The sequence below is a fragment of the Aeromicrobium sp. genome (assembly GCF_037719875.1).
Taxonomy (GTDB): domain Bacteria; phylum Actinomycetota; class Actinomycetes; order Propionibacteriales; family Nocardioidaceae; genus Aeromicrobium.
In genome coordinates this window covers 46,257-59,615 of record NZ_JBBJMJ010000018.1, presented here as the reverse complement: position 1 = coordinate 59,615, position 13,359 = coordinate 46,257, and the positions used below count along the sequence as shown (strand labels likewise).

Below are 13,359 nucleotides of genomic sequence, written 5' to 3'. Positions count from 1 at the left end.
CGGCCTGCTCGATGAAGCGCTGCACGCTGGTGGCGAACGAGTCATAGGGGTGGTGGACCAGCACGTCCCGCTTGCGCAGGGCGCCGAACAGGTCAGCGGGTTTCGAGGTCTCGACCTCGGCGAGGTGCTCGTGGGTGCCCGGGACGAACGGCTCGAACCGCAGATCGGGGCGATCGAGGTCGGCGATCTCGTTGAGGCTGCGCAGGTCGAGGGGGCCACGCAGGCGTACGACCTCCTCGACGCGGATGCCGAGCTCGGAGACCAGCAGGTCGAGCACACCGGGGTCGATCGACTCCTCGACCTCGAGGCGTACCGGCGGGCCGAACTTGCGGCGGAGCAGCTCCTTCTCGAGCGCCTTGAGCAGGTTCTCGGCGTCGTCCTCCTCGACCTCGAGGTCCTCGTTGCGAGTGACACGGAAGGCGTGGTGGGCGATGACCTCCATGCCCGGGAACAGCAGGTCGAGGTGCGCGGCGATGACCTCCTCGAGCGGCACGAATCGTCCGGGGCCGGCCTCCATCCATCGATTGATGATGGGGGGGACCTTGACCCGGGCGAAGTGGTCCTTGCCGGTCGCGGGGTTGCGCATCACGAGGGCGAGGTTGAGCGAGAGGCCCGAGATGTAGGGGAAGGGATGCGCGGGGTCGACTGCGAGTGGCGTCAGGATCGGGAAGACCCGGTCACGATAGAACGCGCTGACCTGCTCCTGCTCGGTCCCACTCAAGGAGTCCCAGTGCAGCAGCTCGATGCCGGCGTCGGCCAACGCCGGCACGATGTCCTGGTGATAGGTCTCGGCATGCTGAGCCATGAGCTCCTGGCTCGCCTCGAGGCTCCGGGAGAGGACATTGCGCGGGCTGAGTCCGCTGGCCGCCGGGACTGCGACCCCGGCAGCAATGCGGCGCTTGAGGCCGGCGATGCGCACCATGAAGAACTCGTCGAGGTTGCTCGCGAAGATCGCCAGGAAGCGTACGCGTTCGAGCAGGGGAGTCTTTTCGTCGCACGCGAGCTCGAGCACCCGCGCGTTGAACGCGATCCACGACAGCTCGCGATCGAGGAAGCGGTCCTCAGGCAGCGTGCCCTGCGCAGGATCGAAGGGCGGGTCGACGTCGAACTCATCGGGTGACGCCGGGGACTCGAGGTCGACGACGGCAATTTCATGACTGTCCACGTGTACAGAATGACAGTCCAATGTGAACGCGAATTGAACGAGCCTGATCACCGCTACCGTGTTCACATGTCGATCGTGAGTCAGTTGACCGGTGCCGCTCGAGGAGCCACCGCCCGTTCGATCCTGAAGCTGCCGAGTCCGGTGATCCGTCGCCTGGCCGGCGCCCCGATCATTGTTGACGGCAAGACCCTCGATCCCGAGATGCAGCTCTTGCTCAAGCTGCAGAGTCTTGAGGGTCCCGCGGTCGAGACCATGGCGATCCGCAAGGGTCGGGCCAACATCGTCGCGGGTGCCAAGGTCGTCGGAGGGGGCCTGCCGATCGGGGCCGTCACGGATCGGACGATCGATGGGCCCGGAGGTCCGCTGACGCTCCGCTTCTACACGCCGCGCGGCCTGACCGGGGATGCGCCGGCGCTGGTCTTCTTCCACGGCGGCGGCTGGATCTATGGCGATCTCGACAGCCACGATGCGGTGTGCCGGTTCCTCGCCGAGGAGGCGCAGGTCCGGGTCGTGGCGGTGGACTATCGGCTCGCGCCTGAGGCTCCCTTTCCTGCAGGTGTCGATGATGCATGGGCCGCCTGGACGTGGGTCGCCGATCATGCCAAGGGCATCGGCATCGATCCCTCGCGCATCGCGGTCGGCGGTGACAGTGCCGGCGGCAACCTGGCCGCGATCGTCTCGCAGCTCGCCGTCAAGAACCCTGCGTCGGGTCCCGGAGATGCCATCCGGCCGGCGTTCCAGCTGCTGATCTATCCAGCCACCGACTTCCTCGAGACCAGCACGAGCCGCATGACGTACGCCGATGGGTTCTATCTCACCAAGGCGTTCATGGACCTGGCTGAGGAGCACTACCTGATCGGCACCGAGGACAAGTCCGACATGAGGCTCTCGCCGCTGCACCATGACGTGGCGGGTGTAGCCCCGGCGTATGTCGTCACGGCCGGGTTCGACCCCCTGCTCGATGAGGGCAAGGCCTACGCGGACAAGCTGCGCGACGCCGGTGTCCCGGTCGAGTACGTCTGCGAGGAGAGCCTGATCCACTCGTTCGCCAACATGGTCGCAATCGGCACCTCTGCCCCACGCGCGATGCGCCGTGCAGCAGCTGCCCTCCAACGCGGCCTCACCTGAAGCATCACCCCGAGCCGCTGACGGGTCAGAAGCTGCGCAGTGACGGGTCAGTTGTGGTCAATGCGAGCGCGACGAGTGACCCGTCGATGGGTCACAAGTGACCCGTCAGCGGTCGAAAAGTGACCCGTCAGCGGGAGTAGAGCGTGTCCTTGGCGTGCTGCTGGAAGCCGAGGTTGCGATAGACCTTGAGCGCCGGCGCGTTGTCGCCCTCCACGTAGAGGTCCACGACCGACACCCCGCGCTCGTGGAGATGGCGAAGCCCTCGCGCCGTGAGTGCGGTGCCGAGGCCGCCGCCCTGCTCGCCCGGATCGATGCCGACGACATAGACCTCGCCGATCCCTCCTTCGACCTTGGTCCAGTGGAACCCGACGATGCGACCGTCACGCTCGGCCACGAACAAACCGGCAGGGTCGAACCACTCGGCCGATGTCCGGCGCGCGAAATCGGCGCTGTCCATCGAGCCCTGCTCCGGATGGTGGGCGAATGCTCGGGCGTTGACCGCGATGATCTGGTCGGCATCAGCGGGCGAATATGACCGCACTGCGACTCCGACCGGCACTCGTTCGGTCGCCGGAGCTCCGTCGAACGCCAACCGCAGCACCAGCAGGATCCGCTCGGCCGTGAGGCCCGTTGCGGCCGCGAGAGCCCGAGCGGCAGGCAGGTCCCCGTGCGCCCAGAAGCGGTCCTCACCGTCCGCAAGCAGCTCGTCGAGGATGCGACGGCCCCTGCCGGCGCGGCGGTGGCCAGGGTCGACGACGATCTCGACCGGCGCGTCGCCAGCGGCATAAGCCGCTGCCGAGACCGTGCCGTCCGACTCGGTCTGTTGCACCAGGACGCGGGCGGGCGTCTTGTCGCGCAACGCGAACAGACTGGCCTCGTTGAGCGGCTCGACTCCGTCGACCTCTGCGGCGCGAGCGGCCAGCTCGAGGATGCTCATCGGGCACGCAGTGCGACGAGCTGCGCGCCAACCTCTGCGGCGATGGCGCGGGCCAGCAGCTCCGGGGTGTCGCCCTCGGGCTCGGACACGATGTGGTGCACGGTGCCGTTCTCATACAGGTCGATCGCACCGACCCGCTGGGATTCGGCCATCTCGGCCGCGTGGTCGAGGTCGCCGTGCACGATCGCGCTGGCGCCCTCGGGCGGAAGCGGCGAGAGCCAGGCGTTCTCCGCGGCGATGACGACATCGGCCGGCAGCAGGGCCAGTGCGCCACCACCGCAACCCTGCCCGAGGAGGACCGAAACGGTCGGCACCCGCATCGTCGACATCCACGCAATGCATCGCGCGATCTCGCCGGCGATCGCGCCCTGCTCGGCCTCGGGCGACAGCTCGGCGCCGGGGGTGTCGATGAACGAGACGAGCGGCAGTCGCAGCTCGTTGGCAAGCCGCATCCCTCGGCGTGCTTCGCGCAGCGCCGCCGGGCCCATGGGCTTGAACCGGCTCTGGGTCGTGCGGTCCTGTCCGACGACCACGCAGGGCTGACCATCGAGCCGGGCGAGGCCCACGATCATGGCGCTGTCCCGCTCGCCCTTCTCGGTGCCCTGCAGCCGAACCGTCGCATCGCTGCCGTAGCGGAGCACCTCACGCACGCCTGCGCGATGCCGACCTCGAGTGATCTGGATCGACTCCCAGGCCGATCGCTCACGACGGACCTCGGTGGTGCGCACCTCGCGGGTCTGGGCTGTTGGTGGGTCGACGAGAAGACCAAGGGTGCGATCGACCAGCAGCGGCAGCTCGTCGGGCAGCACGACGGCATCGATGATCCCGCGGTCGGCCAGATTCTCCGCGGTCTGCACGTTGGGCGGGAACGGCTTGCCCTCCAGCAGCTCGTAGACCTTGGGGCCCAGGAAGCCGATGAGCGCGCCGGGCTCGGCGATCGTGATGTGCGCCAGCGAGCCCCACGATGCGAAGACGCCGCCGGTCGTGGGGTGGCGCAGGTAGATCAGGTAGGGGAGCCCCGCAGCCCGATGCGCCATGAGCGCACGCGAGATGTCGATCATGTGGACGAACGCCGGCGTGCCCTCCTGCATACGTGTGCCGCCGGAGGCCGTGGTGGCCAGGATCGGTATGCCCTCAGCGGTCGCGCGCCGCACGGCCGTCACGATCCGCAGTGCCGCCGCCCGACCGATCGACCCGGCCAGGAAGCGGAACTCGTTGACCAGCACCGCGACCGGGCGGCCGTGCACCAGCCCTCGGCCCGTGAGCACGGACTCGTCGGTCCCCGCTCGCTCGGTGGCGGCAACCAGCTCCTGCCGATATTTCGGGTCGAGGCCCGAGTGGTCGACGGGTTCGTCCCACGAGACGAAGGAACCCTCGTCGAGGACGAGGTCGAGCAGACCTTGCGCAGTGAGGTGGGCCATCAGCCTCGAATCTAGGCGTTGCTGTCTGCGCTGTCGCGTGCAGGCTCCGTCTTGGTGGCCACGAAGCGGTAGCCGACGTTGCGGACCGTGCCGATCAGGGTCTCGTTGTCAGTGCCCAGCTTGGCCCGCAGCCGGCGTACGTGGACGTCGACCGTGCGCGTGCCGCCGAAGTAGTCGTAGCCCCACACCTCCTGCAGCAGCTGCTGGCGGGTGAACACCCGACCGGGGTGCTGGGTGAGGAACTTGAGGAGCTCGAACTCCTTGAACGTGAGGTCGAGCGTGCGGTTCTCGAGCTTGGCGGTGTAGGTCGCGTCGTCGATGACTAGGCCGCTGGAGGAGATCACGTGGCTCTCGTTGTCACCGTCGCGGCTGGCGGCGATGCGCCCGATGCCGAGGCGAAGGCGTGCCTCGAGCTCGGCGGGGCCGGCCGTCGTCAAGATGACGTCATCCATGCCCCAGTCGGAGGCCGCAACGGCGAGCCCGCCTTCGGTCAGGATCAGGATCAGGGGGCACTCGATGCCGGTCGTGCGGATGACCCGGGTCAGGCTGCGGACCTGCGCGAGGTCGTGGCGGCCGTCAACCAGGACGGCGTCGCACGGGGGTGCATCGAGCAAGGCACTCGCCTCGGCCGGGAGGATCTTGACGTGGTGGGGCAGCAGGGCGAGGGCGGGGAGCACCTCGACCGAGGACTGCGTGCTCTTGGTCAACAGGAGCAGGTGGGACATGGGGTGAGCCTCCGTGCCGCGTAGTAGCGGGTCCATCTATGCGAAAAGGCCAAGGTGAGTCACCATGGCCTCGTTGCATGGTCAACAATACGTCATGTGTCGGAGCAATTGCCAAAGCGTGACGTGAATGACAGTGACGTGACGGTGCACTACTGGGCCGCCGCACGGGCCGCCGCGGGCACCGCCGAGGAACGTCTACCGGCTGGCTCCCTGGCCGACCTCCTGACGGAGATCAGTCGCCGGCATGCTGACCGGGACCGGTTCGACGACGTGATCGCATCCTGCTCGATCCTCGTGGGTGAGACCCCCGTCGGTGGTCGGGATCATGCGACGATCCGGCTGCACCCCGGCGACACGGTCGAGTTCCTCCCACCCTTCGCGGGCGGTTGAGCGGCCAAGATGCAGCGGCGGGTGAGTCCGGCTGGCATCATGCGGAGGTGTCACGCATCGGGTCCACCCTCTTGTCTGTCGCGCTGGCGGGTGTCATCACGCTGGCCGCATACACCGATCCGCTGTTCGTGGCCGCGGCGGTCCTGCTGACCCAGGTGCTGATCGCACTGGCGCCGAGCGCGGTCGACGTGTCGGGTCGATCCATCCATTCACCGCACTTCATTGCTGCGCTGAGCGGCGGGGTGGTCGCCACGACTGTCACGCTCGCACCGGACCTGTTGACGGGAGCCGAAGGGGCGTCCGCAGAGGTCGTCGGCGTCACCGACTTCGGGACGCTGGCCGGGATCCTGCCGGCCATCACGGTCTCGCTGTTCGTCGCTCTCATCGCGCAGATGCTGCGGTCTGACGGCCGATCGGATCTCGTCCCATCGACGGCCTACGCGGTGACTCTCGGCGTCTTCGCCGCCCTCACTGCGGGGTGGATCGGGGCAGTGCAGTCGTTCGGCGATGCCGAGGTCGTGGCGGTCGGCGCGGCCAGCCTCGCCACGGGGCTGCTGGTGTGGCTGATTCCGATCGACCGTTGGGTGTGCGCGTCGCTCTCCGTCATCGCCGGGGCAGGCGCGGGTGCGGTGGTCGCGCACCAGGTCGACTCGCCGATGACGTGGCTGTTCGGGGTGACAATCGGCTCCGCGACGGCCTTGTTCGCGGTGCTCGGCCAGGTGCTGGGACGTGCGTGGGCCCGTGGGCACATGCACCCTTCGGCCAGCTGGGGGTTCCCCGGTGCGTTGTCGATCGCCCTCGCAGCGCCGCTGCTCTTTGTCGGTGGCCAGCTCATCAACGCCGGCTTCTGACCCGGGTCCGCCGGGCCGCGACGTAAACTCCTGACATGACCGGACTCATCGCGCTGCTTGCTGCCGTGGCGCTGACCGCGGTGGTCGCGGCGGCGGTCAAGGCAAAGAATGGCCGGTTCTCGGGTGCCAGCCCACGGCCTGATACGGAGATGCTCACTCGTGCCGACATCGGCACCGCCCTGGGTGAGCGCGCGACCCTGGTGCAGTTCTCGTCCGCGTTTTGCGCCCCCTGCCGAGCCACCCGCGTCCTCCTGACCGATGTCGCGGCCAAGGTCGATGGCGTCGTTGCGGTCGACATCGACGCCGAGGAGCATCTCGACATGGTGCGGCGGCTCAACATCATGCGGACCCCGACGGTCCTGGTCCTCGACGCATCCGGGGCGGTCACGACCCGCGCCTCGGGCCTCCCACGTCGCGAACAGGTGCTCGCGGCGCTCGGGGAAGCTGTCCAGGACGCCCGATAACGGCCTGCCATTGCAGACTGAGCGCCAACATGTGGGACACCTGCCCATATAATGAGACTCGGGAGTGAATTCCGGCGAGGTGGTCCCTACTCTGGAGTCATGTTCCAGACGACACACTTGACGCGGCGCCGGGCAGTGGACAACTGCCTCACGCGCTCCGCGCTGTGTCGAATGCGCTGACACCTCTCGTCCGTCAGTTCACGCACGCCCAGGGTCGATCCGGGTCGTGCCCCAGCGCAGGAGCAACATGTCCTCACCCGCACAGGTGGACCCGCGTGGTCTTCGCGCGGTCGCCGGCATCTCGGCGGCTGTCCTCGCTCTGGTGCTGGTGACCCCTGAGCCGATCAACGTGATCGTGCTGGCCGGCCAGGTCGCGGTGTTCGCCGTCGCGGCAGTGTTCGGCCTGAACCGGTCGCCCTACTCGATCCTGTTCGCCACGGTCGTACGTCCGCGGATCGGGCCACCGGCCGAGCTCGAGGACGCCCGTCCGCCGCGGTTCGCGCAAGTCGTCGGGCTCGGATTCACCGGTGCCGCCCTGATCGCCTTCCTCGCAGGGGCGACGACGGTCGGCTACATCGCCACGGCGTTCGCGCTCGTGGCAGCCCTGCTCAACGCAGCCGTCGGCCTGTGCCTCGGCTGCGAGCTCTACCTGGTGCTCCGCCGGCTCGCGCCGGCGACCGCCTGACAACTTCATCGGTCCCACAGCTATCCCACGCAACGTCAACCGCCCGCCAGGGCACACAACGGAGGTACAGCATGAGCCGCGAATCCGCGCTCGTCACCGCAGACTGGGTCGAGGAAAACCTCAATGACCCGACCATCGTCCTCGTCGAGGTCGACGAGGACGCCGAGGCATACGACAAGGGGCACATCCCCGGTGCCATCAAGCTGGACTGGAAGAAGGATCTCCAGGACGGTGTCCGCCACGACTTCGTGAGCAAGGACAAGCTCGAGGCGCTCCTGTCGGCCAAGGGCATCAGCAACGATGACACGATCGTCTTCTACGGCGGCAACAACAACTGGTTCGCCGCCTATGCCTACTGGTACTTGAAGTACTACGGCCACGACAACCTCCGCCTGCTCGACGGCGGTCGCAAGAAGTGGGAGCTCGACTCTCGCGAGCTCAGCGGCGACGTGCCGAGCCGCGAGGCCACGACGTATGCCGCCAAGGAGCCGAACGCCGACATCCGTGCGTTCCGTGATGAGGTCATCTCGGCGATCGGCACCAAGAACCTGATCGACGTCCGCAGCCCCGATGAATACGCCGGCCGCCTCCTGGCTCCGGCGCACCTCCCGCAGGAGGCCGCGCAGATCGGCGGTCACATCCCGACCGCCGGCAACGTCCCGTGGAGCAAGGCTGCCAACGACGACGGTACGTTCCGCAGCGACGAGGAGCTCAAGGAGCTCTACGCCGACGCAGGTCTGGACGACGCGAGGGACACCATCGCCTACTGCCGCATCGGCGAGCGCAGCTCCCACACCTGGTTCGTGCTCAAGGAGATCCTCGGCCACCAGAACGTCAAGAACTATGACGGATCCTGGAGCGAATACGGCTCTCTGCGCAGCGTGCCGGTCGCCCTGGGCGACGAGCCGGGTGCTGCCTGATGTGCGGCGCGATCAAGGGCGGACCCTCGCTCGACGGCGTCGACGTCCAGAACCAGGCCGTGATCCAGGGCATCGTCACTCGTGACGGTCAGCCGGTCGGCAACGCATACGTGCGCCTGCTCGACCGCACCGGCGAGTTCACCGCCGAGGTCCCGACCTCGGCAACGGGTCAGTTCCGGTTCTTCGCCGGCCCCGGCGAGTGGACGCTGCGCACCCTCGCACCCAAGGCCGTCTCGGTCGACAACGCCGTGACAGCCGCCAAGGGCCTCGTGGCCGAGGTGGCCGTCGGGGTCTTAGCTGCTTTGTGGCGGGGTGCCCGGTCGGCGCGGGGCACGCCTCGATCCATTTTCTCGCGGCGCTGCGTCTCAGCGATTCAAGCCTTCTGTGGGATCGTGGCGCTGTTCGGTCGCTCCTACGGTAGAGTCGGGCGTAACGGACTACTACAGATACTCGTTGTTCGCGGCGTACTGTGCTTTCACATGAAGGCGCGGGAGTAGCACTACGCGTTGGCAGCACCATCAAACTCGGACCCACTGGGAGCGCAATGTTCAAGATTCGCCTTGCAGGCGCAGCGGTAATCGCACTTGCGATGACCCTGTTGTCATCGGGAGTGGCTCAGGCATACCCCGACTGCGGGATCTCGCTGACTCTCAGCAGGTCGACTCTGGTCGGTGGCGGAACGTTCCAGTTCACCGCCGACTCGGGTGAGGTCGATTGCGACTGGACCGTCACCTATGACGGCAAGACCAGGACCGGTGACGGCCAAACGTTCTCCGGGTCGTTCAAGACTGATGTCGTCGACAAGAAGAGCACGTCCAAGATCCGGGCGACGTGCACGTTCGACAACGCGACAGCCGGCGCCCTTGCCAGCACAAGCACCTCCGCCGATGTGACCCCAGCCTTCTACTCAGCCGGTGCAGGCGAGTCGGTGCAGACCGCGACGCAGGTCTGCAAGGTCTCTGCCAACGTCACGCTCCTCCCCAGGGGCACCAGCCCGGCCGCGGCCGATGATGGACTGCTCCCGAACACCGGTGGCTCCAATCTCTGGATCCTCATGCTCGGTGGAGCCTTGGTTCTGGGTGGAGCAGGTGCGACTTACGCAGCGCGCCATCGCCACAACTCACACTGACCATCGGAACGTCCGCCGTCATGTGCGCCCTGCCACTGGGGCGTGGATGATTTTCGACCCACGGGGCCTGGCATGAGATTCCCCCAGCTTCCCGAGCGGTCGGGGCAGACGCGTGGATCCAACCATCTGCCGTGGTACCGGCGGGTCACCCGTGCGCAGGTCGGCCTCGCGGCCGTCGGGGTGCTGTCAGTCCTCGGTGTGCTCTTCGCGGTCCAGGCTGCCCAGGCGGGCTCGTCACTGCGATTGGCAGCCAACCAGGCAGAGGTCCTGCAGGGACAGATCGTCGCCGGTGACACCGAAGGGGCGCAGGCCTCACTGGGAGCATTGCAACAGTCGGCTGCGCGCGCGCGAGACCAGACAGACGGCCCACTGTGGGACGTCGGGTCCCGCGTGCCCTTCCTCGGCCAGAACGTGGCTGCCGTGCGGACCGTTTCGGAGGTCGTCGATCAAATAGCGACTGAAGCCATGCCGCCCGTGGTCGGGCTGTCTGAGCAGATCAACCTCAACGCTTTCAGTCCGCGCAACGGCCGGGTCGACCTCGAGACCATCCAGGAGATCCGCCCGTCGGTCATCGCGGCAGCCACGGCACTGACGTCCGCCGACGACAAGCTCAAGCAGATCGAGACCGACTCCCTCCTGGTGCCGGTGCGTGGACCCGTCGGAACGGTCCAGCGCAAGATCGCGTCGGCGCAGTCGGCGGCGGTGTCCAGCCGCACCGCAGCTCGACTGCTTCCATCGATGCTGGGCGCCAACGACACCCGCCGCTACCTCCTCCTGATCCAGAACAACGCGGAGATCCGCCCGACCGGCGGCATCGCCGGGTCCTTCGCGATTCTCAAGGCGGACAAGGGCAAGCTCTCGATGGGCAAGCAGGGTTCCATCCTGGACCTCCGGCCGTTCGAACGGCCGGTCCTGCCGATGACGGCGGACGAGTCCAAGATCTTCTCCTCGTCATTCGTCACCGATCTGCGAGACGCGAATCTCACACCGAACTTCCCCCGCACGGCCCAGATCACCCAGGCCATGGTCGACAAGGGCCTGGACGTCAACGTCGACGGGGTCATCTCGATTGATCCGGTCGCCATGGGTCTCATCCTCGGAGGAACCGGTCCGGTCCTGCTGACGGACGGCACGTTGCTCGACCAGAGCAACGCCGTCGATGTGTTGCTGAACGGTGTCTATCAGAAGTACCAGGACAATGTGAAGCAGGACGATGTCTTCGAGAGTGCAGCGCGAAAGATCTTCAATGTGGTCAAATCCGGGAAGGGCGACTCGCGCACCATCATCGGCGCCATGGTCAGCTCTGCCACCGAGAACCGGTTGTCCGTATGGGCGTCGAAGCCGGCGGAGCAGCGTGAGATCGCCAAGACCGGTCTGTCGGGGATCGTCGGGGGCGATGAAGGGGACACTCCGCATGTCGGTGTCTACCTGAGCGATGCTGCGGGCGGCAAGATGGCCTACTACCTGGACTACGCGACGACAGTGCGCGCAGGCCGATGCCTCGCGGGCGACATACAGGAGCTCACGACCGCGACCGAGCTGACCTCCAACGCTCCCCAGAATGCCAAGCGATTGTCGCCCTTCATCACCGGCATCGGGCTCTACACGCCCCGGGGGACGATGCGGATCAACATGCAGATCTATTCGCCGTTCGCAGGTGGCATCGTCTCCGTCCGGGTCAACGGCAAGCCGCAGACTGTCTATGCCGACCGACACCTCGGACGAAATGTCTCCAGCGTCGCGCTGGTGATCAAGCCCGGTCAGTCCTACAGCGTCACGACCTCGATGATCTCCGGCCGCGGCCAGGCGAGCGATGCGATCTTCTCGACCACCCCCGGTATCCGGCCGACCTTCAACGACTTCCGGGTCAAGTCGGCCTGCAGCTAGAGCGGCCGAACGTCAGCCGACCTCATCAGGTGGCCTGAGCACGTCGTCGGGATACTTCTTGAGGTAGGCCCGCAGATTGTCCTCACGGAATGCGGTGTACATCTCCTGCGACTTGGCTTCGTCGAGGCGCACGATGCTGCCCAGGGCGGGGTCCGTCTCGGTGCCGGCCACGGGAGCGGTCAAGAAGATGACGTCCTTGGTCTGCACGCCGCGCAGCGAGAGCGCGAGCCCGCGCATGTCGCCCGTGGTCCACTGCGAGTCGACCGTGAGGTTCTCGGTCAGTGCGCCGACGGTGTTGATGAGCTTGACCGGGTTGCGCATCGTGCCCTTGGCGAGGATCTTGCCCATCAAGGCCCGCAGGAAGTTCTGCTGGCGGGCGATGCGATCGAAGTCGCCGCGGAGCAGGCCGTAGCGGGTGCGGACGTATGCGAGCGCCTGCTTACCCTCCAGCTTCTGCTCACCCGCCTCCCACTGGATCTCCTGCTTGGGGTCGTAGAACGCCTTGGGGATCGTCACCGGGACGCCACCGACGGCCGTCGACAGGTCCTTGAACCCCTCCCAGTCGATGATCGCGAGATGTTTCATCCTCAGGTCGGTGAGGTGCTCGACAGTCGAGATCGTGCCTGACGGCCCGTAGGAGGAAAAGGCAGCGTTGATCTTTTCCTGGCCCTGCGCCTCGCCCTCTTCGTTGTAGATCGTCGTGACGGTGTCACGGGGGATCGACATCAAGAAGGCGTACTTTCGGTTGGCCGTGATGTGCACGATCATCAGGGTGTCTGAGCGGTACTTGCCGGCAGGCCACTCGGCCGCCTCGGCGTCCTGAGAGATCGAGGTGTCGGCGGACTCGCCATCGACCTTCTTGCCCTTGTCGGAGCCGATCAACAAGATGTTGAGCGCCTTGCCCTTGTCGGGGTCGGGGCGATCCTTCTCCTTGAGCTTGGGCTCGACCTTCTCGAGGTTGTCGAGCTTGTTGTTGAGCATGTAGGCGTAGGCGCCGGTGCCGACGATCACCAGACCGAACACGATGGCGAGGGCCACCAGGGCGCGAAAGGTCTTGCGGTGGCGTCGACGTAAGGAGTCGCCGTCGGCTCTCCGCTTGCCAGCGTCGCGGTAGCGGCTGCCGATCTTGCCTGCCATCGTGCTCCGTTCTCAGGGAATCCAGTCCATTCTGTCGGGTTGGACCAAGGCGGCCAAGTCGACTCCAGGTCATACCTCGAGGATCAGCGTGGTCGGACCGTCGTTCGTGAGGGAGATCTCCATGTCTGCTCCGAAGATCCCTTCCGCGACCGGCGCGCCCAGGTCTCGGAGTGCAGTACAGAACTGGTTGTAGAGCGGCTCTGCAACGGGTCCCGGCGCCGCAGCGGTCCAGGTGGGCCGGCGGCCCTTGCGCGCGTCGCCATACAGCGTGAACTGACTGACGACCAGGATCTCGGCCCCCACCTGGGCTGCCGACGTCTCATCGCGAAGGATGCGCAGGTTCCAGATCTTGGCGGCCAGGTGGGCCGCAGCCTCGGACGTGTCGTCATGGGTGATGCCGAGCAGGACCATCAGGCCGGTCCCGATCTGGCCCACTGCCCGGCCCCCGACATCGACGCGGGCCTGGGTGACTCGCTGCACGACGGCTCTCATGCCGTCACCCTATTGCGCCACCGTAGAC

At 66.8% G+C, this 13,359-nt stretch carries 13 protein-coding genes and 2 pseudogenes; 9 read left to right on the top strand and 6 right to left on the bottom strand.

The window, feature by feature from the left end; all coding sequences use genetic code 11:
* Positions 1–1,069, bottom strand: a pseudogene (locus tag WKF39_RS14420) (RNA degradosome polyphosphate kinase); the annotation flags it as partial.
* 162 nt (positions 1,070–1,231) lie between these two features.
* On the opposite strand from WKF39_RS14420, the gene WKF39_RS14415 reads away from it, so the two are divergent.
* On the top strand, positions 1,232–2,293 hold the full coding sequence (locus tag WKF39_RS14415) for an alpha/beta hydrolase (protein WP_340389611.1): 1,062 nt from the start codon (positions 1,232–1,234) through the stop codon (positions 2,291–2,293).
* 127 nt (positions 2,294–2,420) lie between these two features.
* On the opposite strand, the gene mshD is transcribed toward WKF39_RS14415, so the two are convergent.
* Genes mshD through WKF39_RS14400 form a run of 3 tightly spaced genes read right to left on the bottom strand, consistent with a single transcriptional unit; the run spans position 2,421 to position 5,376 of the window.
* Positions 2,421–3,230 (bottom strand): mycothiol synthase, encoded by an 810-nt coding sequence (mshD, locus tag WKF39_RS14410; RefSeq protein ID WP_340389609.1) that lies wholly within the window; start codon positions 3,228–3,230, stop codon positions 2,421–2,423.
* On the bottom strand, positions 3,227–4,651 hold the full coding sequence (locus tag WKF39_RS14405) for a carboxyl transferase domain-containing protein (protein WP_340389606.1): 1,425 nt from the start codon (positions 4,649–4,651) through the stop codon (positions 3,227–3,229). Before WKF39_RS14405 ends, mshD begins: the two co-directional genes overlap by 4 nt.
* 11 nt (positions 4,652–4,662) lie before the next feature.
* Positions 4,663–5,376, bottom strand: a complete 714-nt coding sequence (locus WKF39_RS14400) for a response regulator transcription factor (RefSeq protein ID WP_340389604.1) — start codon at positions 5,374–5,376, stop codon at positions 4,663–4,665.
* A 123-nt stretch (positions 5,377–5,499) separates the two neighbouring features.
* Here WKF39_RS14400 and WKF39_RS14395 point away from each other — a divergent pair, with 123 nt between their 5' ends.
* From WKF39_RS14395 to WKF39_RS14360, 8 genes and pseudogenes are all read left to right on the top strand, one after another.
* Positions 5,500–5,766: a MoaD/ThiS family protein gene (locus WKF39_RS14395; RefSeq protein ID WP_340389602.1), complete on the top strand. Its 267-nt coding sequence runs from the start codon at positions 5,500–5,502 to the stop codon at positions 5,764–5,766.
* Between the two features lie 47 nt (positions 5,767–5,813).
* Positions 5,814–6,617, top strand: coding sequence for a hypothetical protein (locus WKF39_RS14390; protein ID WP_340389600.1), 804 nt, complete (start codon positions 5,814–5,816; stop codon positions 6,615–6,617).
* A 35-nt stretch (positions 6,618–6,652) separates the two neighbouring features.
* The gene (locus tag WKF39_RS14385; protein WP_340389598.1) at positions 6,653–7,081 is read left to right on the top strand and encodes a thioredoxin family protein; all 429 of its coding nucleotides are present in this window, start codon (positions 6,653–6,655) and stop codon (positions 7,079–7,081) included.
* Between the two features lie 247 nt (positions 7,082–7,328).
* Positions 7,329–7,766, top strand: coding sequence for a DUF4395 domain-containing protein (locus tag WKF39_RS14380; RefSeq protein ID WP_340389596.1), 438 nt, complete (start codon positions 7,329–7,331; stop codon positions 7,764–7,766).
* A 71-nt stretch (positions 7,767–7,837) separates the two neighbouring features.
* Positions 7,838–8,686 (top strand): sulfurtransferase, encoded by an 849-nt coding sequence (locus WKF39_RS14375; RefSeq protein WP_340389594.1) that lies wholly within the window; start codon positions 7,838–7,840, stop codon positions 8,684–8,686.
* Positions 8,686–8,979, top strand: a pseudogene (locus WKF39_RS14370) (DUF1416 domain-containing protein); the annotation flags it as partial. The gene WKF39_RS14375 and the pseudogene WKF39_RS14370, both read left to right, overlap by 1 nt.
* Before the next feature lie 251 nt (positions 8,980–9,230).
* Positions 9,231–9,815 (top strand): LPXTG cell wall anchor domain-containing protein, encoded by a 585-nt coding sequence (locus tag WKF39_RS14365; RefSeq protein ID WP_340389592.1) that lies wholly within the window; start codon positions 9,231–9,233, stop codon positions 9,813–9,815.
* A 72-nt stretch (positions 9,816–9,887) separates the two neighbouring features.
* A complete protein-coding gene (locus WKF39_RS14360; RefSeq protein WP_340389590.1) occupies positions 9,888–11,702 on the top strand; it encodes a DUF4012 domain-containing protein in 1,815 nt (604 codons plus the stop codon).
* A gap of 12 nt (positions 11,703–11,714) precedes the next feature.
* Here the strand turns inward: WKF39_RS14360 and WKF39_RS14355 are convergent, their stop codons facing one another.
* Together WKF39_RS14355 and dtd are read right to left on the bottom strand one after the other, a co-directional pair.
* A complete protein-coding gene (locus WKF39_RS14355; RefSeq protein WP_340389588.1) occupies positions 11,715–12,839 on the bottom strand; it encodes an LCP family protein in 1,125 nt (374 codons plus the stop codon).
* Between the two features lie 69 nt (positions 12,840–12,908).
* Positions 12,909–13,331, bottom strand: coding sequence for a D-aminoacyl-tRNA deacylase (gene dtd / locus WKF39_RS14350; protein WP_340389586.1), 423 nt, complete (start codon positions 13,329–13,331; stop codon positions 12,909–12,911).
* Positions 13,332–13,359: the final 28 nt, after the last annotated feature.

What these genes read in the sequence shown, in the direction of transcription:
- WKF39_RS14415 (WP_340389611.1), top strand. Translation starts at nt 1,232, where the DNA reads ATGTCGATCGTGAGTCAGTTGACCGGTGCCGCTCGAGGAGCCACCGCC.
- mshD (WP_340389609.1), bottom strand. Translation starts at nt 3,230, where the DNA reads ATGAGCATCCTCGAGCTGGCCGCTCGCGCCGCAGAGGTCGACGGAGTC.
- WKF39_RS14405 (WP_340389606.1), bottom strand. Translation starts at nt 4,651, where the DNA reads ATGGCCCACCTCACTGCGCAAGGTCTGCTCGACCTCGTCCTCGACGAG.
- WKF39_RS14400 (WP_340389604.1), bottom strand. Translation starts at nt 5,376, where the DNA reads ATGTCCCACCTGCTCCTGTTGACCAAGAGCACGCAGTCCTCGGTCGAG.
- WKF39_RS14385 (WP_340389598.1), top strand. Translation starts at nt 6,653, where the DNA reads ATGACCGGACTCATCGCGCTGCTTGCTGCCGTGGCGCTGACCGCGGTG.
- WKF39_RS14380 (WP_340389596.1), top strand. Translation starts at nt 7,329, where the DNA reads ATGTCCTCACCCGCACAGGTGGACCCGCGTGGTCTTCGCGCGGTCGCC.
- WKF39_RS14375 (WP_340389594.1), top strand. Translation starts at nt 7,838, where the DNA reads ATGAGCCGCGAATCCGCGCTCGTCACCGCAGACTGGGTCGAGGAAAAC.
- WKF39_RS14365 (WP_340389592.1), top strand. Translation starts at nt 9,231, where the DNA reads ATGTTCAAGATTCGCCTTGCAGGCGCAGCGGTAATCGCACTTGCGATG.
- WKF39_RS14360 (WP_340389590.1), top strand. Translation starts at nt 9,888, where the DNA reads ATGAGATTCCCCCAGCTTCCCGAGCGGTCGGGGCAGACGCGTGGATCC.
- WKF39_RS14355 (WP_340389588.1), bottom strand. Translation starts at nt 12,839, where the DNA reads ATGGCAGGCAAGATCGGCAGCCGCTACCGCGACGCTGGCAAGCGGAGA.
- dtd (WP_340389586.1), bottom strand. Translation starts at nt 13,331, where the DNA reads ATGAGAGCCGTCGTGCAGCGAGTCACCCAGGCCCGCGTCGATGTCGGG.